General features: G+C 65.7%; 29 protein-coding genes. 15 read left to right on the top strand and 14 right to left on the bottom strand.

All coding sequences use genetic code 11. The annotated features are described in order from the left end of the window. The first annotated feature begins 64 nt into the window (after nucleotides 1-64). Together BSQ44_RS08535 and BSQ44_RS08540 are read left to right on the top strand one after the other, a co-directional pair. A complete protein-coding gene (locus BSQ44_RS08535; protein ID WP_072603031.1) occupies nucleotides 65-655 on the top strand; it encodes a hypothetical protein in 591 nt (196 codons plus the stop codon). Beyond that, nucleotides 652-2,145 carry a glycosyltransferase family protein gene (locus tag BSQ44_RS08540; protein ID WP_072603033.1) on the top strand — a complete coding sequence of 498 codons (1,494 nt, stop codon included), beginning with the start codon at nucleotides 652-654 and terminating at the stop codon, nucleotides 2,143-2,145. Before BSQ44_RS08535 ends, BSQ44_RS08540 begins: the two co-directional genes overlap by 4 nt. A gap of 57 nt (nucleotides 2,146-2,202) precedes the next feature. Here the strand turns inward: BSQ44_RS08540 and BSQ44_RS08545 are convergent, their stop codons facing one another. The 3 genes from BSQ44_RS08545 to BSQ44_RS27465 form a co-directional block, all read right to left on the bottom strand. Continuing rightward, nucleotides 2,203-2,445 carry an SGNH/GDSL hydrolase family protein gene (locus BSQ44_RS08545; protein ID WP_072603035.1) on the bottom strand — a complete coding sequence of 81 codons (243 nt, stop codon included), beginning with the start codon at nucleotides 2,443-2,445 and terminating at the stop codon, nucleotides 2,203-2,205. 521 nt (nucleotides 2,446-2,966) lie between these two features. Then, nucleotides 2,967-3,623, bottom strand: coding sequence for an Ntn hydrolase family protein (locus BSQ44_RS08550; RefSeq protein ID WP_072603037.1), 657 nt, complete (start codon nucleotides 3,621-3,623; stop codon nucleotides 2,967-2,969). After that, the gene (locus BSQ44_RS27465) at nucleotides 3,620-4,243 is read right to left on the bottom strand and encodes a tyrosine-type recombinase/integrase (protein WP_235633368.1); all 624 of its coding nucleotides are present in this window, start codon (nucleotides 4,241-4,243) and stop codon (nucleotides 3,620-3,622) included. The genes BSQ44_RS08550 and BSQ44_RS27465 overlap by 4 nt, the downstream gene beginning before the upstream one ends. Before the next feature lie 104 nt (nucleotides 4,244-4,347). On the opposite strand from BSQ44_RS27465, the gene BSQ44_RS27470 reads away from it, so the two are divergent. Then, nucleotides 4,348-4,965, top strand: a complete 618-nt coding sequence (locus BSQ44_RS27470; RefSeq protein ID WP_235633369.1) for a hypothetical protein — start codon at nucleotides 4,348-4,350, stop codon at nucleotides 4,963-4,965. 19 nt (nucleotides 4,966-4,984) lie between these two features. Here BSQ44_RS27470 and BSQ44_RS08560 read toward each other — a convergent pair whose 3' ends face one another. From BSQ44_RS08560 to BSQ44_RS08590, 8 genes are all read right to left on the bottom strand, one after another. Then, nucleotides 4,985-5,404: a DUF4326 domain-containing protein gene (locus BSQ44_RS08560; RefSeq protein WP_072603039.1), complete on the bottom strand. Its 420-nt coding sequence runs from the start codon at nucleotides 5,402-5,404 to the stop codon at nucleotides 4,985-4,987. Then, on the bottom strand, nucleotides 5,401-5,577 hold the full coding sequence (locus tag BSQ44_RS26835) for a hypothetical protein (protein WP_157894552.1): 177 nt from the start codon (nucleotides 5,575-5,577) through the stop codon (nucleotides 5,401-5,403). Before BSQ44_RS26835 ends, BSQ44_RS08560 begins: the two co-directional genes overlap by 4 nt. Next, entirely contained in the window at nucleotides 5,574-5,825 is a 252-nt protein-coding gene (locus tag BSQ44_RS08565) for a helix-turn-helix domain-containing protein (RefSeq protein WP_072603041.1), read from the bottom strand. The genes BSQ44_RS26835 and BSQ44_RS08565 overlap by 4 nt, the downstream gene beginning before the upstream one ends. A 4-nt stretch (nucleotides 5,826-5,829) precedes the next feature. Beyond that, nucleotides 5,830-6,132 (bottom strand): hypothetical protein, encoded by a 303-nt coding sequence (locus BSQ44_RS08570; protein WP_072603044.1) that lies wholly within the window; start codon nucleotides 6,130-6,132, stop codon nucleotides 5,830-5,832. 124 nt (nucleotides 6,133-6,256) lie between these two features. Next, a complete protein-coding gene (locus BSQ44_RS08575) occupies nucleotides 6,257-6,580 on the bottom strand; it encodes a DUF2312 domain-containing protein (RefSeq protein ID WP_235633370.1) in 324 nt (107 codons plus the stop codon). A gap of 25 nt (nucleotides 6,581-6,605) precedes the next feature. Next, complete coding sequence (ssb, locus tag BSQ44_RS08580) at nucleotides 6,606-7,100, bottom strand: single-stranded DNA-binding protein (protein WP_072603048.1); 495 nt, start codon at nucleotides 7,098-7,100, stop codon at nucleotides 6,606-6,608. Beyond that, nucleotides 7,097-7,861 (bottom strand): hypothetical protein, encoded by a 765-nt coding sequence (locus tag BSQ44_RS08585; protein WP_083534608.1) that lies wholly within the window; start codon nucleotides 7,859-7,861, stop codon nucleotides 7,097-7,099. The genes ssb and BSQ44_RS08585 overlap by 4 nt, the downstream gene beginning before the upstream one ends. A 1-nt stretch (nucleotide 7,862) precedes the next feature. Beyond that, entirely contained in the window at nucleotides 7,863-8,387 is a 525-nt protein-coding gene (locus BSQ44_RS08590) for a hypothetical protein (protein ID WP_072603050.1), read from the bottom strand. A 161-nt stretch (nucleotides 8,388-8,548) separates the two neighbouring features. Between BSQ44_RS08590 and BSQ44_RS08595 the strand changes: the two genes are divergently transcribed. Then, entirely contained in the window at nucleotides 8,549-8,857 is a 309-nt protein-coding gene (locus BSQ44_RS08595; protein WP_072603052.1) for a hypothetical protein, read from the top strand. A 109-nt stretch (nucleotides 8,858-8,966) separates the two neighbouring features. Here BSQ44_RS08595 and BSQ44_RS08600 read toward each other — a convergent pair whose 3' ends face one another. Together BSQ44_RS08600 and BSQ44_RS08605 are read right to left on the bottom strand one after the other, a co-directional pair. Continuing rightward, nucleotides 8,967-9,755 (bottom strand): tellurite resistance TerB family protein, encoded by a 789-nt coding sequence (locus BSQ44_RS08600; RefSeq protein ID WP_072603054.1) that lies wholly within the window; start codon nucleotides 9,753-9,755, stop codon nucleotides 8,967-8,969. A 15-nt stretch (nucleotides 9,756-9,770) separates the two neighbouring features. Next, a complete protein-coding gene (locus BSQ44_RS08605) occupies nucleotides 9,771-10,529 on the bottom strand; it encodes an XRE family transcriptional regulator (RefSeq protein WP_072603056.1) in 759 nt (252 codons plus the stop codon). A gap of 95 nt (nucleotides 10,530-10,624) precedes the next feature. Between BSQ44_RS08605 and BSQ44_RS27835 the strand changes: the two genes are divergently transcribed. From BSQ44_RS27835 to BSQ44_RS08665, 11 genes are all read left to right on the top strand, one after another. Next, nucleotides 10,625-11,122: a transcriptional regulator gene (locus tag BSQ44_RS27835; RefSeq protein WP_083534612.1), complete on the top strand. Its 498-nt coding sequence runs from the start codon at nucleotides 10,625-10,627 to the stop codon at nucleotides 11,120-11,122. Nucleotides 11,123-11,510: 388 nt separating this feature from the next. After that, the gene (locus BSQ44_RS08615) at nucleotides 11,511-12,014 is read left to right on the top strand and encodes a hypothetical protein (protein ID WP_072603058.1); all 504 of its coding nucleotides are present in this window, start codon (nucleotides 11,511-11,513) and stop codon (nucleotides 12,012-12,014) included. Then, complete coding sequence (locus BSQ44_RS08620; RefSeq protein WP_157894553.1) at nucleotides 12,011-12,376, top strand: hypothetical protein; 366 nt, start codon at nucleotides 12,011-12,013, stop codon at nucleotides 12,374-12,376. Before BSQ44_RS08615 ends, BSQ44_RS08620 begins: the two co-directional genes overlap by 4 nt. Further along, nucleotides 12,369-12,596, top strand: coding sequence for a hypothetical protein (locus tag BSQ44_RS08625; RefSeq protein ID WP_072603062.1), 228 nt, complete (start codon nucleotides 12,369-12,371; stop codon nucleotides 12,594-12,596). The genes BSQ44_RS08620 and BSQ44_RS08625 overlap by 8 nt, the downstream gene beginning before the upstream one ends. Beyond that, a complete protein-coding gene (locus BSQ44_RS08630; protein WP_072603064.1) occupies nucleotides 12,593-13,330 on the top strand; it encodes a GcrA family cell cycle regulator in 738 nt (245 codons plus the stop codon). The genes BSQ44_RS08625 and BSQ44_RS08630 overlap by 4 nt, the downstream gene beginning before the upstream one ends. A 289-nt stretch (nucleotides 13,331-13,619) precedes the next feature. Further along, the gene (locus BSQ44_RS08640) at nucleotides 13,620-14,126 is read left to right on the top strand and encodes a hypothetical protein (RefSeq protein ID WP_072603068.1); all 507 of its coding nucleotides are present in this window, start codon (nucleotides 13,620-13,622) and stop codon (nucleotides 14,124-14,126) included. Beyond that, nucleotides 14,123-16,873 carry a DNA methyltransferase gene (locus BSQ44_RS08645; protein ID WP_072603070.1) on the top strand — a complete coding sequence of 917 codons (2,751 nt, stop codon included), beginning with the start codon at nucleotides 14,123-14,125 and terminating at the stop codon, nucleotides 16,871-16,873. The genes BSQ44_RS08640 and BSQ44_RS08645 overlap by 4 nt, the downstream gene beginning before the upstream one ends. Further along, nucleotides 16,870-17,268, top strand: a complete 399-nt coding sequence (locus tag BSQ44_RS27265) for a hypothetical protein (protein WP_072603072.1) — start codon at nucleotides 16,870-16,872, stop codon at nucleotides 17,266-17,268. Before BSQ44_RS08645 ends, BSQ44_RS27265 begins: the two co-directional genes overlap by 4 nt. Beyond that, nucleotides 17,265-17,648, top strand: a complete 384-nt coding sequence (locus BSQ44_RS08655) for a hypothetical protein (RefSeq protein ID WP_072603074.1) — start codon at nucleotides 17,265-17,267, stop codon at nucleotides 17,646-17,648. The genes BSQ44_RS27265 and BSQ44_RS08655 overlap by 4 nt, the downstream gene beginning before the upstream one ends. Next, nucleotides 17,645-17,884 (top strand): hypothetical protein, encoded by a 240-nt coding sequence (locus tag BSQ44_RS08660; RefSeq protein WP_072603077.1) that lies wholly within the window; start codon nucleotides 17,645-17,647, stop codon nucleotides 17,882-17,884. The genes BSQ44_RS08655 and BSQ44_RS08660 overlap by 4 nt, the downstream gene beginning before the upstream one ends. Next, the gene (locus BSQ44_RS08665; RefSeq protein WP_072603079.1) at nucleotides 17,881-18,651 is read left to right on the top strand and encodes a hypothetical protein; all 771 of its coding nucleotides are present in this window, start codon (nucleotides 17,881-17,883) and stop codon (nucleotides 18,649-18,651) included. The genes BSQ44_RS08660 and BSQ44_RS08665 overlap by 4 nt, the downstream gene beginning before the upstream one ends. 2 nt (nucleotides 18,652-18,653) lie before the next feature. On the opposite strand, the gene BSQ44_RS08670 is transcribed toward BSQ44_RS08665, so the two are convergent. After that, entirely contained in the window at nucleotides 18,654-18,989 is a 336-nt protein-coding gene (locus BSQ44_RS08670) for a DUF982 domain-containing protein (RefSeq protein ID WP_072603081.1), read from the bottom strand. Nucleotides 18,990-18,994 lie beyond the last annotated feature (5 nt).

The raw sequence follows: 18,994 nt of genomic DNA on the forward strand, positions 1-18,994 counted from the left end.
GGACCTTGACCCTCGGAGGGCAAACGATAGGGTGCCGGCCTGTTGCTGGCAATGAGGTACTTCTTTGCGGACGCTGTTCTGGCTCCTTCCCGTGGCAGTTGTCGCGATCACACCGCTTTTTGTTCCGCAGGCGGCAGTTCGCGCCAGCATCCGGCCGGCAAGCTCCGAAAGCGATCCTCTCGTGAAAGGCGTGTCGGTCTTGCAGGCCATGGAGATCGACCGCGATCTGTTGGCCAAGAGTGACGAATTGTGCGTGTCCCCTCGGTTTTCGACCGATGGACCGCGCGGCGACGGCGCGATCCGCATGGAACTGCTGGCCCGGGGCGATGTGATTGCCAGCAAGGATGTCCCCGGCCGGGGCATCCGGGATGACCGGTATGTGATGATCTGCACGGAGACAGCGGGTCTAGACCTCGCCTTGCAGATCACCGGGCTTGAGACGGCCGACGGCTCGCCGACGGTCCAACTAACTAAAAATACGTTGCTCGGAAAGCAAATCGGGACTGATGATCAGTCGGTAGTCGTCGCGGCGGAGTACAGGATGCAGCCTTGGGCGGCATGGCCGTCTTTGATGACGGGGCTGCTGGTTCTGGCAAGCATTCTGGTTCCGGCGACGGTCACGATCCTGAGCGCGGTTCGGGGTGACGGCAAATGAGGGTCGTCTCCACCTCCGCAGCGCTCATATTCATGATGGCACTGGTGAAGTTCGTCATCATGGGCACCATTGTCGTGCCCGCTTGGACCAATGCTGACGAGACCGCCCATTACTCCTATGCCATGGAATTCGCGCGAGGGAACCTCATTCCCGTGCATGGCGTGACGTTACTCGACGAAGATGCCAACCTGAGCCAGAACGGTGAAGGGCCGCCGAGAACGAACTACGTGCTCAGCCACCCACCGCTCTACTATCTGGCGATCGCGCCGTTCGGGGCGGTCGCGCTGCTTTTCACTGACGATCCAGTGAGCATTCTGAAGGTCTTGCGGATCGTCACCTCAATCATGAGCGCCGCGGCAGTTGCCGTGATCTTCATGACCGCGACCGAACTCAAGCTGTCCCCTACCGCTTCGTGGAGCATCGTCGGAATCACCCTCGCGACGCCACATTTCAACTCCTTGAGCGGCGGGGTTTCGAACGACATCGGCGTCTTCCTGGCAGCCGCGGTGGGGTCGCTGTTCCTGGCGCGCTACCTGCGCACGGGCTTGTGGAAGGACGAGTTCTTCTGTTTGACCGCCTTTGCGGCTTCGGCTGTCTGCAAATCGACGGGGCTGCCCCTGTTCGTCGGAATCGCGGCATTCTTCGCGGTGATGCGTGTTAGGGATGGCCGTCTGAGCGTTGCCGCTTTCGGGGCATTGGTTGCGGTCTCGTCTCCGCTCATCGTCTGGCACCTTCTAGGATATATTTATTACGGGGAATTTGTCCGGTTCGGCAGTCTCAGGACCGAGCGCGCCCTCGACCCCTCGGAGTTCACCTTCTGGGATTTCATCACCAAATCTCCGGTAATGGATCACTTCATGGCGAGCTTCCACGGCCACACCTGGATAAGGCGTTCGGTTCAGGACATCGTCATGATCTATGTTCCGGACGGGCTGGAACGGACGCTCTACATCGCCTTGATCGGCGCGCTCCTGACTGCGGTGTCGATTGTCTTCATGCTCGATCGCCGGTACTGGCCGCAGAGTGTCGCGCTCAGAGCCGTTTCCCTTGCAGTCGCCGCCGTCGTCGGCATCGCGGGGGCCTATCTCATCGTGGGAAGAACTCCCGCAAGCTTCCTCGTTTCAGGCTCGCTCGGCTTTCTAGGCGCCGCGTGTGTCGTGCAGGGCTTGATGATTCTGGACCGGTCGAACGAAGCGCAGACACGCTTTACGATGCTTGTGATAGCAGCATTCTTCTGCATGGTCATTGTCGCGCTCTGGAACATCTACCAAGTGCAGCTCATCTACGGGCGCCCACGCGCCATGCATGGCCGATACTTCTATTCCCTCGCCCCCATGTTCTTGATCGCCCTCGTCGCCGTCTTAGACAGGCGGTATGTTCGCTGGGCGCTCCCAAGCGTACTGGTTCTCTTCGTGGGGCTAGAGTCGCTATACTGGAATGGTTCCGCGTTACCGATTTACACAGCGTTTTACAGCATGACAGGCGGGTGAAATTGGTCCTCGCAAGTGAGTGAAACTCAATAAACGGCGTCAGTTCAAGGGGATTCCCTAGCTATCATTCTCCGCTTCGATTGCGGTGAATAGTCCGGCTTCCTTGAGCTTCGAAAGGACAATGCGGCCGCCTTCAAAGAGGAAATGCCCATAGTCGAATTGAACCGGGAAATCCTTGGGCGTCGCGACTACGCAGTCGCCTCCTATGCACATAGCATTGAGTGTCGAGAAGTAAGAGCCACCGGACTCTTTCACCGATTTTCGCAATTTTTCATCAATCGCCTTGAAGCCCTTCAGCACGGGCCCTCCATCGCCGATGAGTGCGGATTTCACCAATAGAACCGGGAGGCCGGCTACCGCCGCCCCATTCAGAGGCCCAGTAGGGCGAACCGAAATCGCCGCCGATCCGGGCGAGCCGCCCCAACCCGCTCTTCGGCCCGGCTCTGTGCAGCCGTATCTCGGGCACCGTCGGCACCGGCGCAATCGGCAGGTTCGCGCGGATGAACGCTTCGATTGCGGGCGATGATGGATCGATCATCGTACTCCCACGGTCGGCAGGCGATCTCGTCCCGCCTCACCTGCTCCCCGCTCTGCGCGAAGAAGGACCCGCCGGCGGCGGTCCGCCAGCGTAACGGGAAAGACAAACCTTTGGGAAGAAGAGCTTTTCTGGTCGGAGTGGCAGGATTCGAACCTGCGACCCCATCGTCCCGAACGGGCAGCGCGGATAGGAAAACCGCACAATCGCGCGCTCTATCGTTCCGCAATGGCGGCGATGTTCCCGTTTGTTTCCGACGTTTCTGTGGGGATAGCTGTGGGGGGTATTACAAGCATGGCTTGCGGGCGCAGGGAACGCTTGGATCTGATAATGAAGATATTGTCACCCGCTCGAAGCCGGACGCCTCAATGAAAGCCATCTCCAACGGGTAGCCGATCGCATGCGGCGCAACGACTTGGCATTCGGTGGTCAGCCGCTTTGCCCAATGATCCATGGCAATCGTTCCGTTCCCGGCAACGCATTCCTCGTGGAGTATTCTATTTGCAGCACCATGCGTGTCGATAGGGCCAAAAGCGGTACAGGTGAGACTATCCAAGTATTCACCCAGCTTGAAGTTGAGATAGATGATTTTAGGCGAAAGCCCACTATCGAGACCGGCCACAAGGATAAACAGGCCAGGATCGATCACTCCAAGCTCCTTCGCGCGGGCATTACATTTAACGTATGTCTGAGCCCCCATTTTCCGGATCTGATATCCGGCGGCATCGACGCTGAGCTTTTCATGATCCGGTAGCTCGTAGAACTGTTGCCATATCGCGTCGGCATCGGGGCCGTATCCCGCTTTGGCCGCGAATACTCGGTCATTCAGCTGATGCAGCTTCATTCTATTCGCACTTGCGTGGCCGGTAACGTGATCATGTGCGCGACTGTCGGCTCCAACGACTACCCCGCCGGAGTACTTCGCTGCGAAGATTACGGTCATGCTGCGTCTCCGATCTGTACCACGTTCTTGGGCGCTCGGCGGTCCGCAGCTTTTGCCGTGATCGCCTCTGCCGCGCCGGACTGGAAGTCGGGGTGGTGGTGGCCGTAATTGTCGATGAGCGTCTGCACCGTCATGCCGAGGAAGCCGGAGGCCGACCACGGGTCGGTGCCGGCCTGCATGAGCCAGGTCGCGGCGGTGTGGCGGAAGATGTGCGGCGTGACCTCGGGCCCCAACCCAGCCGCGATGCGGGCCGAGCGGAAGCTTTTCTTCACCGACTGCACCGGGCGGCCGTTCCACTCCACCACGAAGTCCCTCGCGATCGGTTCGCCGTCGATTTGGCAGTCGCGCCAGCGGCGCATGTGGGCGACGAGGCGGGCGGGCAGGCGCACCGGCGGCTGGCGCTTCTTCGTGCGGCGGGCGCCATGGGCGCGGCGGTAGAAAACGCCGCGCTCCAGGTCGACGTGGCCGCGCCCTTCCGTCGGGCGCAGCGCGGCGCCGCAGATCGCGGCCGAGCGCGTGCCGGTGTAGAGCGCCACCAGCATGAAGCGGGCGAGGTGGCGGCCGGTCCAGCGCCGCGTCTCGCTGCCCTTCCAGTGCTGCGCATGCGCCAGGCGGCCCACAGGAGCCGCGCCGCCTCGCCGCGCGTCAGCCAGCGGTCGCGCGCCTCGGGCTTTCGCGGCAGCACGATCGCCGGCGCCGAGGTCGCGTAGCCTTCGCGGTGATAGTGGTTGACGGCGGCGCGCAGATCCTCGAGCGCGCGGCGCGCGGCCGGCTGCGAGGGCTGGGCGGCGGCGAAGTCGCGGCAGAGTTTGCCGTTCACCTCGCCCATCCGCCGCTCGCCGAAGAAGGTCAGCACCCTGACCATGCGGGCGGCCGTCTCCTTCGGCTTGGCGTGGCCGGGCACGACGTCGGCCAGGTAGACGTTGACGACGTCGGCGATCAGGATCCCGTCGGGGTCGCGTCCGCGCTGGCGCGCCGGCCGGTACTTTTCGCCGATGAATTCGGCGAGCCGCTTCTCAGCGCGTTCGCGGTCGCCAGTGCCGCCGCAAGCGCCGATGAAGGTCGATCCGTCGCGGATGAACCATCCGGCCGCGTTGCGCAGGCTCCCGTCGGCCTTGCGGGATTCGTCGCGCCAGACGAGGCGTGCCCCTTTCGACGTCCGCGGCATTTTTCCCTCATCTCCTCGATCGCGGCGAGCGTGACATATTCCTTGCCCGCCACCAGTTCCGTCACCAGCCGCCCCGCGTCGCGCTCCTTGCGCAGGCCCTTGGCGCCCATGGAGCCGTCAGGAAAGGCGATCCTGGCGGCGATGTCCAGCCGCAGCGGCGTGGCCTGCGTGTAGGAACCGGGCGGGGGGAGGGTCATGGGGCCGCCTCGCAGACCGGCGGCTTCCAGCCGGGGTTGGCCAGTTCGAGCAGGACGTCAGCGTGGCAGGGCGCGCCGGGCTTGCACCAGCAGGCGAGGTTCTTGCCGCGCAGCTCGGCGAGGCTTTCGGAGACGAAGTCGCCGTGCATGCCGGCCAGCGCGGCCTCCAGCCTTTGGCGGAACAGCGCCACGGCGATCGCCGCGCCCTCGCGGTCGGCGTCGGCCTTCGTCACCGCGTCGAAAGGCGGGCGGCCTGCAATGCCCGCGTGATACCAGACCGGGAGCGCCACATGCGGATTGCCCCACTTGCTGCGCCGCGCGACATGTACGGCGGGCAGGCCGTTCACGGCGCGGCTGTGATCCTGCAGGCTGAAGCCGGCCTTGCGGGAGAGGCGGAGGCGGACGGGGGTGGTCACGGGTTCCTCCGCCTGGCCGGCCTGACGCCGGTCGAGACCGCCCAAAGCGCCGCGAGGGTTATCGCCGCGATCAGGAGCCAGAACACGATACCGAGCACGCGGTCGTGACGCGTCGGGCCGTAGAGGAGCACGAGCCAGAACGCCGCGAGGTAGAGGGCGAGGGCGGCGATCATGCGCGCACCTGCACCACGGGTTCATGAAGCGCGTTGTCCGTCAGGCCGTAGCCTAGCGCGTTGAAGCAGGCTTCGAGGTTTGGCACCGACGGGTTGGTACGGCCGCGCCAGTCCTTGATCGTGTCCGCCGCGACGCCGGAGCGTTCGGCGACGGTGCCGAGCGCGATGCGCTGGTCGTTCATCAGCGCGAAGAGCCGGCGCACCAGCGGGTGTGCGCGCGGCGGGATGGAATAGGGGCGGAAGGCCATGGGCCTACTCCGCCATCTCGATGCGGGCCTTCTCGGTCAGCGCCGCGATGAGGGATTTCTTGGCCGCGATGTGCGCTTCGATGATCGGCTTGGCGAGGGCCCAGGGGACGTCGAAGAGCGTGTGTGAGGCATGGCCGCTTGGCACGCCGAGCTGGAGCCCGCCCTGCGGGCGGCCAAAGGCGTCGCGGACGTCCGGCGTCTCGTGTTTCTTGTGGGCTTCCTCGATCTTGAGGAGAAGATCCTCGGCTCTCTCGATCTCGCGCCAGGCGAGAGCGATGTCGGTGGCGGTGGTCTTGCTGATGGGCATGGATGGTCTCCGGGATAGATCGGGGGCTTCAAAGGGGATGACTTGGCGCGATCTCGCGAGGCACCCCCCTCTGTCGGCTTCGCCGACATCTCCCCCTCAAGGGGGGAGATTGCGGGCGGCGCGATCAGGCCATGCCGAGCGCGGCCTTGTAGAGGTCGAGGATGGCTTCGGCTTCCTGCCGCTCGGCCTGGTCGAGCTTCCGCAGCCGGACGATCGCGCGCATGGCCCTGGTGTCGAAGCCTGTGCCCTTGGCCTCGGCGTAGACATCCTTGATGTCATCGGCGATCGTCCGCTTTTCTTCCTCGAGCCGTTCGATCCGCTCGACGAATGCCCGCAACTGACCGGCGGCAACCGTCTGGGCCTTGTCCTCGCCGCGCTCCTGCGGGGTGAACGCCTCGACCTGCCGCTCGTCGGCCGGCGCCTGACGTCGCCCCGGGAAAGCTGTCACTGTCGATTCCATCGATGCTTCCTTTCTAGAACGGGATCTCGTCGTCGAGTTCGCGGGAGCGCTCGGCGGGGGACATCGTGCGGGTGCCGGCATCGGCGGCGGGGCGGCGGTCGGTGGCGCCGGATTGATAGCCGTAGTCATCCGGGCCGGAGGCGCCCTGGCGGGAGCCGCTGCCTTGGGGCAGCAGGATCAGTTCGCCGTTGAAGGCCTTGAGCACGACCTCGGTCGACCAGCGCTTCTGGCCGGCCTGGTCTTCCCACTGGCGCGTGGCGAGCATGCCCTCGACGAAGACGATGTTGCCCTTCTTCAGGTATTTTTCGGCGACGTCGCAAAGCGCCTTGTTGAAGATCACCACCGTGTGCCACTCGGTGCGTTCGCGCTTCTCGCCGCTCGCCTTGTCGCGCCACACCTCCGACGTCGCCAGGCGCATGTTGATGATCGGATCGCCCGACGCCATGCGCCGCACCTCGGGATCGGCGCCGAGCCGGCCGATCAGCTGGACCTTGTTGAGGGAGCTCATCGCGTGACGATCCCCAGATATCGGTCCAGACGTTCGGCGAAGGCTTCCTCGGCCTTCATGGCGCCCCAGCCGCGGATGGCGCCGGTGAGTTTTGGGGGTGGCAGGCTGGTCTGGACCAGCGGGATCGGACCGGCGGTTGGATAGAGCGCCCGTCCCTCGGCCGCGCACATGCGTTCGTCCATCTGCGCGACCTGGCGGCGATAGGCCGGCATGCGCGCAAGCGCCGGCAGGCCGGCGGCCTGGAGGATGACGGCGTCGATCGCGGCCTTGGCCCGATCGATGCCCTCCTTCACCGCGCCCTTCACGGCCGCCGGATCGGCGCCGCGCTCGGCCAGGCAGGCCTCGGCCATCCAGGCGATCATCAGCGCCGCCGGGCGCGAGACGTCGCCGAGCAGGTATTCGTGCCCGTCGTGCAGCAGGAAGTAGCCGGCCAGCACGCCGTCGCCGGTCTCGGAAAACAGCGCGTCGGCGCCCATGACGGAATGCTGCGCCACCGAGACCGCCGCGTCGTGATGACGCCCGCAGAAGCGGGCGATCTTCGACAGGCTCGACGCCATGTGGGCGAAGTCGATCTGGTCGGCCCGCAGCGCCGCCAGGTTGATGACCGACCCGTCATGCATGATGTTGGGGATACGCATTTCCTGGCTCACGGGGCGCACCGGCGGCTTTGCCGCCTGCCCCTCCGCCGGGGCGGGCTGGCCGCCCGGCGTCCGGTCGGACTTGCGGCCTGCGGCCGTGCGCGCGCTCGCGGTCTTCTTCACGTCAGCCACTCCTCGCCGTCCTGATCAGCATGGTTTCCGACTCGCTGATGACGTGGCGGATGATGGCCGGGCCGGCCGGGGTGTGATGCTGGAACCAGGCCGTCAGCAGCGACAGGCACCGGTCGCGCTGGGCGGCGTGGGGGTCGATCGCGTGGGCGGCGACGGCGGTGCAATAGCCGCGCCAGCCGACCAGCATCGCCTGCGTCAGCGGCGCACCGCGCGGCAGCGGCGGCTGCATGGGGATCGCGGCGCGCGCCTTGTCGGCCATCTCCGACATCAGGTCGCCGCCCGGCTCCACCTGGCGCTCGGCCAGCGCCTGCGCATGAGCCCTGGCATCGGCGGCGAACCGGTCGATCTCGGCGGCGGAAAACCCCGCGCCGGTCAGCTCCCGAAAGGTCGTCGCGCCCTCGCGCATGCGCTCGGCCATCTCCAGCGCGCGCGGATGCATCGCCTCGGGGTCGATCGTGGCCGGCGCGTCGGGCCACAGGGGGCGGGTCTGGGGCGTGGGGCGGGCGTGGGCGTTCATGGCAGGATCCTCGCGATAAGACCGGGGAAAAGGAGGAGCAGGATCGCAACCCAGACGATGGCGAAGGCGGCGGCGTCGCTGGCCAGGTCGGCGCGGCGGGCGCGGCGCTTGCGCGTGCCCTCGAACGTGCCAAGCTGGCGCTTTCGGGGAAGGGTTGCGGCATGCGGAAATGGATCGTGGCGGCGCTGGCCGTCGGCTTCACCGGCGGCGGGGCGCAGGCCGACGAGGTCGCGCGGCAGCTGGGCTACGTGCTGGCGTCCGAGGCGCCGTGCGGGATGGTCTTCGACCAGGCGGCCATCGAGCGGTACATCGAGGACAACGTCGACGCCGCCGACATGGGCTTCGCGCGGCGGCTCACCACGTCCAGCACCGCGATGACCCTCTACCTCGAGGATTACACCGCCTCGCAGAAGACCGCGCATTGCGCGCAGATGCGGCGCGTGGCCAAGACCTACGGTTTTATCGACTGATCCGGATATCATGAGAATCCCTGGCTTGCGGAGAGCAGAGCCAGATTGAAAGCATAACTTTCATTTTGGAGCAAGCGGAAAGTTATGCTTTCATGGTGTAAGCGCGAACCTACATGAGTGTCGTGCCTAGGAGCTCGCGGGAAACGATGTTCAGCAGACGGATCTCCTGCGGATGGCGTCGCTCATCCGCATCCATCACCCGAGCGGCGGCCAAAATGAGGTGTTTCAACCGGCCCGGTTCGAACCCTGTAGCGTCGGCAACCGCCCCTGCGATCGATCTCGGCGTGGGTCTGAGCCTGGACAGGTACTGTCGAAGCTTCCCTATTTCGGCATCGTGAAGCAACGAGCCTTCACGTTCTGCCACTTTGGCTAGATATGCTACCATCACCTCGATTTCCGATGCCGCCATCTGGCCGTCACATCGAGACATTGCCGTCAGTAGTACGGCTTCCGTTCTGATTTTTCCGATGAGAGCATTCCAACGTGCTGATTCGGCCGGCTCGCGCTTCCGAGCAAGAGGAAGCGCCATTCCGAAACTCTCCGCGATGAACGAAGGTACGTCGTCATGAACGACGCCGTCGAAGTCGATGCAGCATTTGATCCTGTCAATCCGGAACGTCCGCATGGCGTTTCGCTCATGGCATTTCGCATAGAGCGAGGGTATTCCCGCGCTGCCGCCTTCCTGCAGATGCCAGACGGTGATGCGGCGTGTTGAAGTCCGCCCGGCGCTGTCGACGTATTCAATCATGAACGACTGGCCTTCAGCATAGCCGAGAGAAGCTCCGCCCTCATCGTCAGGATCGTCTGCATCCGGGATAGAAACCGGTCGAGCCGGTTGCCAAACTGGCCTCTGTTCAACCCAGATCGCCAAGGTTTCAGCCGCGTTAGATGAAGCCATTCCCTTCCTCCCCGGTCAGTTGGTCAATCGCCCCAGGTATCTGCCAATGATCGCGATCTCACCCATGGTGAGTTCCCGTGACTGATGATTTTTGTTGTCGGATGAAACGAGAACTCGCACTGGGTCTTCACCAGGTCGAGACGTCACCTCAAGTCGTTTGACTATGACCCCGCCGAACTCATCTGCGAGTGCGTAAACGCCTGGGGGAGAGGGAACGCGGTGCCGGGTGTCGATGAAGATCGGATCACCATCGTTGATCGTCGGCATCATACTATCGCCTTGGCATTGCAGAACAGCAACGTGGCGAGATCGCACGTTCCAGCGAGCAAGGAGCCATGAGGGCAAGCGCCAGTGATCGCGGATTACTTCCGTGGAGAAAGTGGCGCCATTGATCATGGTTTCCGCCAAGGTCGTGAGCCCGCCGCCCCCGAGACCAGCGGTCACGTCCACTTCCGGGATGGCATCATCCGGTATCCCTCGCGGCCTGCCTCCAATGTCAAGAGGCATAGTCGCTTGGTGTTGATGAGCATCGTCGGGAATTGCCGCATCCCACGCTGGAGGTACAGGCTTCTCTCCGCGCCCTGTCGCAAGCCACTCGAACGGGAAATCAAACTCCTCCGAGATGCGTTCTATGTTTTCGCGCTTAATTCCTTCGCCTCGCTCCCAATTTCCGACGGCGCCACGAGTGACACTTTCAAGCCGCGCGGCGAAGGCCTGCTGCGAGAGGCCTAGGACCACCGTGCGGAGGTATTTGATCCGCTTACCTATGCGCATGTTTGTATCCATCGGGGCTACTATGCCTTGTGAAAGGCTGCCTTTCATCGAAAGAGATGCTTGCAACAGATTGAAAGTTGTGCTTTCAATCCCGCATGTTCGAAGCCTGTGAAGAAGCAAAGACTAGGATTGGTGGCCCCGTAGCGCTGGCAAAGGCGCTCGGCGGGATCAGCTCCCAAGCAGTGTCACAATGGCAGCGCGTGCCGGTCGAGCGCGTTCTCGATGTGGAGCGGCTGACAGGAATCTCTCGGCACCTACTCCGCCCCGACATCTTCGGCCCGCCACCTTCGCCCGTCCCCACCCAGGGCGAACCCCCGGCCACCGAGGCGCGCGCCCCCGCGCCGGCCGGGGAGGGGAGTTCCCAGACACCTGACGGCTGCGGACGGCAGGTGACCGCGCCGCCGGTCTTCGAGGGTCGAGCCACGGGTCTCGACCCGTGCTTCGCACCCTCCCGAGGGCCGGCGGACAGTTGTTCCGAGATCGACCCCCACTCCGTCTCGGCTTCGCCGAGCCACCCCCGTCCGGGGGGTGAGGATGCGCTGCGGGGCGTGCCGGCGATCGCTCCCGACATCCTTCCCGAGGCAGCCGAATGATGGCGCGGCCTTACGATCCGTGGACGGCGCGGCGGGCGCATGACGGGATGACGACCCCGTGGGGTCGGCTGCCCGTGTCTGCGGGCGATGGCCGGCCGTCCGCCGAAGCGCCGCGCGCGGGAGATCGCGAACCGTCTGCCGCCCGGCATGAAACGGGCGAACCCGGTGCTGCTGTCGTGAACTTTCCATGCGGTCCCCCGTGATCTGACGTAGCGGCACATTCGACCCAAAAGACCCTTCCCGCCACGGGAAACGGCGCCGGGATTTCCCGGCGCGGGAATGATGCGCGTGCCCGCCGCAGGCGGGACGGGAAGCCGACGATTTGGCTTTCCGAGCAACGAATGCCCGGAGCCATGGCGAAGGGCCAACAGGCCACGAGGAGACGACCATGCAGGAATTCACGCAGCGCTGGCGCACGCGGCTGCTGGCGGCGCAGACCGACCTGATCGATGCCTATGGCGGTTGCCGCCGGGTGGTCGAGAACCTCGAGATATCCAGAAGCCAGGTCGGCCGCTGGTATGGCGGCATCGATCGCGACGTGATGCCGACGCCGATCGTCATGGCTCTGGAATCCGACGGCAATGTCGGCCGTCCGATCGTTTCGGCGATACCGATCGAGTTTCTCGGCCTCGAAGTCAGCGGCGGGTCCGAGCGCGGGGCCGATCTGGCCTGCATTTCCGGCCTCAACGCGGACCTCGTCGCGGCGTCCGGAGAAATGATGGTGGAGACGGTACGCGCCAAGGCGGACGGCATCGTCACACCAGGGGAGGCCCAACGCCTCCGGGCCCTCTCGCGCAAGATCGAGCGCATCCGCGCACAGATCGACGACGTCCTCGCCGGTGCCGAGGCGCGCGAGGGGCTCAGCGTCGTTCGCGGCGGAGCGGCGTCATGAGCGGCGGTGCACGCCAAGGGGTGATGGGGGACCGGATCAAGATCAGGATCGATCGGAAGCCGGACCCCACGATCCTGCTGCCAGACGGCACGCAGGCGCCGAAATATGACGGGTCGACGGCCTGCGCGGACTGCGGTCTGGAAATGTGGCTGATCGGCCATCGCAACTTCGTCGCGCGCGACGACGAGCGGCCCGACCGGATCGAGGGCTCGCTGGTCGACATCTGCCTTCGCTGCGCCGTGAAGGTGCAGGGCATCCTGACCTATGGCCGCAACCGCAATGTGACCATGCGCGACCACCAGACGATCGTGACCTGCGCCTCCCTGGTGCGTGCCATCGAGCGGGAGGCCAGACATGCGTGAGGGCGGCGCGCCGATCTCCGAGCGGTTCCATCTCGACGAGATGATCGACGGTCTGGCCAGCGACCTGCGCGAGCTGCGCGCGGGAAAGATTTCGGTGCGCGAGGCCAACGCCCGCGCCGCGCTCGCCAAGCAGATCCTGCGCGGCGTGCACTACGTCGTCGTGGCGCAGAAATTCCTGTCCGAGCAGGCGAAACTGACCAACGGTGGAGAAGGATCATGAGCGGCGCCTATCCCGTCACCTTCGCCTGGACGGACGAGGCCATCGCGCGGCTGAAGAAGCTGGTTGAGGAGAAGCTTTCCGCCAGCGACATCGCGGCGCGGCTGTCGAAGGAGTTCGCGCCGATCTCGCGCAACGCCGTGATCGGCATGATCCGCCGAAAGGCCAAGGCGGGCTTCCCGCAGCTGAAGGCGCCGGCGCGCACCGGCGCCATTCGGGCGCCGGGAGCGGCGGGAAAGCCGGCGAAGGTGGTTCGCCCTTCGACAAAGGCTCAGGATGCTCACCATGAGGGGCGGTCGGCGCGATACGCCATCAAGGCGCCGCCGCGGCTGACCTCGGCAAACGATCCGAAAGGTTTCGATCCCGACCTGAAGGCGCTCGCGGACCTCGCGCCGGCGAAGAAGCCGGTCGAAACGCTGGCGCTGGCCGTGCAGCGCGCGGTGACGAACGCCAAGGCCTACGACGCCGCCAGCCGGCACCTGACGCTCACCGAGCTTCAGACCGGCGACTGCAAGTTTCCGGTGACCGACGATGCCGGCGGGGCGCATCGTTTCTGCGGCGGGCAGGCGCTTCCGGGCAAGGGTCCCGGCGGCTTCGGGTCCTATTGCGCGCATCACCAGGCCCGCTGCGGCGGCGGCCCTTCGACCTTTCGACAGGCTCAAGACTCGGGACGCGCGGCCGGGAAGCCCGCACCGCGCGCCACCGCGCGCTCCTTCGGCGAATGGGCGGCGGCATGAACGCGCCGGTGATCCGCCGCCTTGCCACGACGGTGGCCGGTGCCGTCTTCGGGGCGGGGCTGCTGTTGTGGGCGTTTCCGGTGCGCGGCGAGATGCTCGCGATCCTCCACCCCCGCGAGGGGGGGGAGGTGGCGCGGGCGCAGCCCGTGACGGAGGGGGGGACTCTTTCGCGAGATCTCGCCAAGTTCCCCCCCTCCGTCGCCTGCGACGACACCTCCCCCCCACTGCGTGGGGTGGAGGATAGCCGCGGCGCGATCGCGCGACCCTTCGCAGCGCCGGGGGCCTCCCGATGAGCGGCGAAGGCGCGTTCTACCGCTACACGGTGAAGTGCGACCGCGCGTTCAACGCGGCGATCGAAAAGGCGGCGAGGAAGGCCGGCGTCTCGGCGACGACGTTCGTGCAGACGCATTTCGACGGCATCCTGGAGGCTGTCCCTCCGCCGCCGCTTCCGGGCCGGCATCCCGACCACGAACCTTCGGCGCCGCCGCCGCGTGCCCACCGCGTGCCACATGTTCCCGACGGCGTGAACCTGACCCGGACGGAGCGCGCGCTGCTCGATGCGCTCGCCGCCCGGGCGGACGGCGACGGCCATGTGTCGGCCGGCATGGAGCTGCTCGCCCGCGACATCGGTACCACGCCGGGTTCGGTGCGGGTGGCGATGACGCGGCTGCGGGAAAAGCACGTGGTCAGGATGATCCGGCGCGGCACCTGGAAGCAGACGGCGGTTTCTGCGGTGCGGTTCGTGCCCCTTCGACCCTTCGACGGGCTCAGGGCTCAGGATGAGGGGCGGCCATGAACGCGCCGGCTGCCGGATCGTCGTTTTCTCCCGACGCCTATACCGCGTTCCTCTCGGGCAAGATCGCGCCGGCGGCGTCGATCGGTTTCGAGGTCGATCCGGGCTCGGTCAATCCGCTCCTGAAGCCGATGACGCAGGCGATCGTGCCATGGGCGTGCCGGGGTGGGCGACGCGCGCTGTTCCTGCGCTTCGGTCTGCACAAGACGTCGACGCAGCTGGAAGTCCTGCGCCAGTGCATGATGCATGCCGGGGGCCACGCGCTCCAGGTCGTGCCGCTCGGCGTGCGCCACGAGTTCTTCCTCGAACAGGCCGAGCGTCATCCCGACCTGGAGCTCAAGTTCGTCAACCGGCCGCAGCAGATGGAAGGCCAGAATGCGCCCGGCGCCGGGCGCAAGCTCATCCACCTCACCAACTACGAGACGCTGCGCGACGGGAAGCTCGATCCGCTTCTGTTCACCGCCGCATCTCTGGACGAGGCGGCCGTCCTGCGCGGCTTCGGCGGCACCAAGACGTTCCGCAATTTCATGGCCACCTTCGCGGGCGATCCGCGCGACGGGTCGGCAAAGCACGAAGGGGTAAAGTACCGCTTCGTTGCGACGGCCATTCCCGATCCCAACGAGTATGTCGAGCTGCTCGCCTATGCGGCGTTCCTCGGTGTGATGGACGTGGGCGAGGCCAAGACCCGGTTCTTCAAGCGGGACTCGACCAAGGCGGACAAGCTCACGCTGCATCCGCACAAGGAGGAGGAGTTCTGGCTGTGGGTCTCGTCCTGGGCGCTGTTCGTGCAGCAGCCCTCCGACCTCGGCTTTTCCGACGAAGGATACGAACTGCCGCCGCTCGACATCCGCTGGCACGAGATTGCGTCCGACCACGGTACGGCGGGGGTGGAGCGCGACGGGCAGGGCCGCATGTTCGCCGACGCCGCGCATGGCGTGACCGAGGCGGCGCGCGAGAAGAAGCGTTCGCTGGCCGCCCGCATCGACAAGATGATGCAGATCCGGGCCGAGGAACCGGAGGCGCACCGGCTGATCTGGCACGACCTCGAGGATGAGCGGCGGGCGATCGAGGCGGCGATCCCGACGGTGAAATCCGTCTGGGGCACACTCGGCGACGAGGAGAAGGAAGCCCGGGTCGTCGGTTTCGCGCGCGGCGAATTCGCCGAACTCGCGACCAAGCCGGTGATCAGCGGCTCCGGCTGCAATTTTCAGCGGCACTGCTCGCGCAACGTCTATCTCGGCATCGGCTTCAAGTTTCACGACTTCTACCAGTCGCTCTTCCGCACCCAGCGATACGGGCAGGCGAACCGCGTTCGCGCCGACCTGATTTACACCGAGGCCGAGCGCGGCACGCGGCGTGAACTGGAGCGCAAATGGCGCGAGTTCGAGGCTCAGGCCGCAAGGATGAGCGCCATCATCCGCAAGTTCGGCCTGGCCGAACAGGCGATCGGCAACGCCATGAAGCGGTCGATCGGCGTCGAACGGCAGGTCGTGACGGACGTGCCGCCGGATGCGGACCGGCCGTGGCGGTACCGGCTGGTGCGCAACGACACGGTGGCCGAGACGGCCATGATGGACAGCGACAGCGTCGACCTGATCGTCACCTCGATCCCCTTTTCCACGCAGTACGAGTACACGCCCGCGGTCGAGGATCTCGGCCACAACGAGGACGACGCGCGCTTCTGGCGGCAGATGGACTTCCTGATCCCCGAACTGCTGCGCGTGCTGAAGCCCGGTCGCAAGGCGGTGATACACGTCAAGGACCGCATCGTGCCGGGCGGCATCAACGGCCTCGGCTTCCAGACGGTCTCGCCGTTTTCCGACGATTGCTCGGCGCGTTTCCGCGCCCACGGCTTCGCGCTCCTGGCGCGGGTCTCGATCGGCACCGACGTCGTGCGGGAGAACAACCAGACCTACCGGCTCGGCTGGTCCGAGCAGTGCAAGGACGGGACCCGCATGGGCCACGGCATGCCGGAATACGTGCTGGAATTCCGCAAGCCGCAGACCGACCGGTCGCGCGGCTATGCCGACCGGCCGGTGACGAAGGACAAGCCCGATTTCGTCTCCATCGTCGACGGACGGCCGACGGCGCCCGGCGACGACGATTTCGACGCCCGCCGCATCCGTCCCGTCGCCGGCACCGGCTATTCGCGCGGCCGCTGGCAGCTCGACGCCAACGGCGTTTGGCGATCGTCGGGGGACCGTCTGCTCCTGCCCGGGGAACTGGCGCGGCTGATCAAGGCCGACGGACGCGGCATCTACCGCGGCTGGAAGGACTGGGCGCTCTCCCACGTCTACGACCGGGAACTGCACGTCGCCTTCATGGAGGCGCTCGACGAGGCCGGACGCCTGCCGCCGACCTTCATGATCGCGCCGCCGCACCTGCCGCCGGATCATCCGCACATTCGCACGGACGTGGCGCGGATGCGCACGCTCAACATGATCCAGAAGGCCAAGGGGCGGGAGATGCACCTGTGTCCGCTGCAGTTCGACATCGTCGAGCCGGCGATCCGCGATTTCACCATGCCGGGCGAGGTCGTGTTCGATCCCTTCGGCGGGATCATGACCGTGCCCTACTGTGCGCTGCGCATGGGGCGCCGCGCCATCGCCACCGAACTCTCCCCTGAATACTTCGCCGACGGATGCCTGCACGCCGCCACGGCCGCCGCCGGCGGCCAGGCGCCGAGCTTCTTCGACATGCTCGCGGACGAGACGACGGGCGAAGCCGAACCGGCGGAGGCAGCGGAGTGACCGGGGTTCCCGAATACTCGCCCGCCATGCTGCGGCTCTTCCTGCGGGCGCGGGCGGTGCACGAGGGGTCGGCGGCGCGGTTCGCCCGCCGCACCCGCAAGGCGGCGAAGGTGACGGAAGCGCAGTTCGAGAGCGCGTGGACGGGGCGGCTCACTTCCCCGCAACCCCGCTCGCGGCTCTGGGGCGCGCTCGGCCTGGTGCCGGCCGACCACGGGGTGATGCTGACGGCGGGCGGGCAGTCCTTCGAGGCCGGGCTTTGCCCGGCACCTCAGGATGAGGGCGGTGGAAACATGGCCCCGGCCGAAGGCCGCAAGGCCGACCGGCCGTCGCGCCCTGTGGCGCGGCCGTCAGCAGCGAGCGGCGAAGCCGCGGCAAGCGGAGGACAAGAGAGATGATCTCGCGGCATCCGGAGCGGGCGGAATATGACTGGCGCGGTTTCGCGGCCGCGCTGCGCGGGCGGCTGGCGAACGACGGGCGCGGCTACCGGGCGCTGGCCGACGAGATCGGCGTGACGGTCACCGACCTGTCGCGCGCCGCCTCGGGGCAGATGGTCTCGGTCGGCAAGGTCTTTGCCATCTGCGACTGGATGGAGCTGCCCGAGAGGCGGTTCTACTTCAATCCCTCCGCTCACGGGCGCATCGGCCCTGCGGGCCTGCCCTGCGCGGGCGCGCCGGACGACCGGCGGGCCGCCGTCGCGGCCGTTGCTGACGATCCTGCCTCAACGAAATCAACCCGTTGCACCGGGTCAAACGTGAAACAGGAGGCGCGTCCATGACCCCGTCAACCCTCTGGGGAAGCCCGGGATCCATCACCGCTGACCGACTGCACGGGCTGCCCGAGCAGATGCAGCGCGAGGGTATCCTGATGCTCGCCGACATGGGCGAGCCGGAGGGGATCACCCGGCGACGGCTCGGACTGTCGGCCGGCGAGATGGACGTGCTGGTCAACGGCAGCCTGGAGCCCTGGCGGCGAGCGGAAGAGCCGTTTTCCAAGTTCGGGAGTGTGGAATGAGGAGGGCGATGAGCGGAGCCTTTGGTGTCAGGCTTCGTGTATCCAATCTCGTTGGGAACCGCCTACGCGACGTGCCTGTCAAATTCGGGGGTCTCAGGGTGGAGGCGACACCGCAACACAAATCGGCGGGGATGTTCATCGAACATATGGATGTACGCGATTACCGTAGTGCTTTCCGGCCATTTATTGAGCAGTTCGCCATCTTTTTTTGCAGCAAGCTTGTACTGCAACGAGTGTGGACCACTACCACGATCTTCCCATCCACGAACATACTGCGTGCCTCTCTTAGTATCGATCAACTTGTCGTCGACTTTGATTTCACCAACACTCCAAATGGCGCCCCCGATGCCTTGAACATCGGGACGAATGAAAATCACGCCACGCCTGTTCCAATTTACAAGCCGCACGACCAAAAGCTGCGGTTCATCCAAATCGAATGCTACATCGAGCGTGGGTTGAGAATCACCAAGCAGGAAGTTGGTCTGCTTTTTCTGCTCGGCGTTCTGTCGATACAGGAAAAAAATCGTCGCTGCCGCTGCGATGGTCGCAGCCCAGCCGCTGAGCGCGCCCACCCATTCGCGAAAACAATGCTGGTCTGCATTGCCGCACCAGTGCGCGGTGCGGAAAAGCGCAAAATCAGTAGCCGCAAGGAAGGTAAAGGCGCCGAGAAACGCGCACCATCCAAGTACAAGAAGCGTGCTCTTACAACCCGAAAGCATGTCGAGTTCAATAGCATCATCGGCATGAACATTGCGAGGGCGGTGTGATGCTACCCGTCCCTCTTAATCCTAGGCCTGCGGCGGTTCCAGTCGGGCGTTCTGAAGCCTTTTCGGGCGACGGACTTCGGCGGCTCGGGGAGCAGGATGCCGGCCTCGTCGGCGGCTTCCGCGAAGGCCTCTCGGGCGCGGGCGAGGGTGGCGGCGGTGTAGGCGCCTTCCATGGCCTGCAGCACGGCCTTGCGCGCCGCCAGGTGTTTCGACGTCCAGTTCACAGGCCAGCCGGTGAGCAGGATCTCCGCCGCCTTCTCGGGCGACGTCACCGCATGGGCGACATTGCCGGCGCGGCCGAGCGAAACGCGAACGGGCGGAGAGAACTGGCCAGGCATACGCG

It is taken from the genome of Aquibium oceanicum (assembly GCF_001889605.1).
GTDB classification, from domain to species: domain Bacteria; phylum Pseudomonadota; class Alphaproteobacteria; order Rhizobiales; family Rhizobiaceae; genus Aquibium; species Aquibium oceanicum.

Excerpts from the sequence above, each read along its gene's own strand:
- BSQ44_RS08540 (WP_072603033.1), top strand. The coding sequence starts at position 652 with ATGAGGGTCGTCTCCACCTCCGCAGCGCTCATATTCATGATGGCACTG.
- BSQ44_RS08550 (WP_072603037.1), bottom strand. The coding sequence starts at position 3,623 with ATGACCGTAATCTTCGCAGCGAAGTACTCCGGCGGGGTAGTCGTTGGA.
- BSQ44_RS26835 (WP_157894552.1), bottom strand. The coding sequence starts at position 5,577 with ATGATCGCCGCCCTCGCCCTCTACCTCGCGGCGTTCTGGCTCGTGCTC.
- BSQ44_RS08565 (WP_072603041.1), bottom strand. The coding sequence starts at position 5,825 with ATGGCCTTCCGCCCCTATTCCATCCCGCCGCGCGCACACCCGCTGGTG.
- BSQ44_RS08570 (WP_072603044.1), bottom strand. The coding sequence starts at position 6,132 with ATGCCCATCAGCAAGACCACCGCCACCGACATCGCTCTCGCCTGGCGC.
- ssb (WP_072603048.1), bottom strand. The coding sequence starts at position 7,100 with ATGAGCTCCCTCAACAAGGTCCAGCTGATCGGCCGGCTCGGCGCCGAT.
- BSQ44_RS08590 (WP_072603050.1), bottom strand. The coding sequence starts at position 8,387 with ATGAACGCCCACGCCCGCCCCACGCCCCAGACCCGCCCCCTGTGGCCC.
- BSQ44_RS08595 (WP_072603052.1), top strand. The coding sequence starts at position 8,549 with ATGCGGAAATGGATCGTGGCGGCGCTGGCCGTCGGCTTCACCGGCGGC.
- BSQ44_RS08600 (WP_072603054.1), bottom strand. The coding sequence starts at position 9,755 with ATGGCTTCATCTAACGCGGCTGAAACCTTGGCGATCTGGGTTGAACAG.
- BSQ44_RS08605 (WP_072603056.1), bottom strand. The coding sequence starts at position 10,529 with ATGCGCATAGGTAAGCGGATCAAATACCTCCGCACGGTGGTCCTAGGC.
- BSQ44_RS27835 (WP_083534612.1), top strand. The coding sequence starts at position 10,625 with ATGTTCGAAGCCTGTGAAGAAGCAAAGACTAGGATTGGTGGCCCCGTA.
- BSQ44_RS08615 (WP_072603058.1), top strand. The coding sequence starts at position 11,511 with ATGCAGGAATTCACGCAGCGCTGGCGCACGCGGCTGCTGGCGGCGCAG.
- BSQ44_RS08620 (WP_157894553.1), top strand. The coding sequence starts at position 12,011 with ATGAGCGGCGGTGCACGCCAAGGGGTGATGGGGGACCGGATCAAGATC.
- BSQ44_RS08625 (WP_072603062.1), top strand. The coding sequence starts at position 12,369 with ATGCGTGAGGGCGGCGCGCCGATCTCCGAGCGGTTCCATCTCGACGAG.
- BSQ44_RS08630 (WP_072603064.1), top strand. The coding sequence starts at position 12,593 with ATGAGCGGCGCCTATCCCGTCACCTTCGCCTGGACGGACGAGGCCATC.
- BSQ44_RS08640 (WP_072603068.1), top strand. The coding sequence starts at position 13,620 with ATGAGCGGCGAAGGCGCGTTCTACCGCTACACGGTGAAGTGCGACCGC.
- BSQ44_RS08645 (WP_072603070.1), top strand. The coding sequence starts at position 14,123 with ATGAACGCGCCGGCTGCCGGATCGTCGTTTTCTCCCGACGCCTATACC.
- BSQ44_RS08655 (WP_072603074.1), top strand. The coding sequence starts at position 17,265 with ATGATCTCGCGGCATCCGGAGCGGGCGGAATATGACTGGCGCGGTTTC.
- BSQ44_RS08660 (WP_072603077.1), top strand. The coding sequence starts at position 17,645 with ATGACCCCGTCAACCCTCTGGGGAAGCCCGGGATCCATCACCGCTGAC.
- BSQ44_RS08665 (WP_072603079.1), top strand. The coding sequence starts at position 17,881 with ATGAGGAGGGCGATGAGCGGAGCCTTTGGTGTCAGGCTTCGTGTATCC.
- BSQ44_RS08670 (WP_072603081.1), bottom strand. The coding sequence starts at position 18,989 with ATGCCTGGCCAGTTCTCTCCGCCCGTTCGCGTTTCGCTCGGCCGCGCC.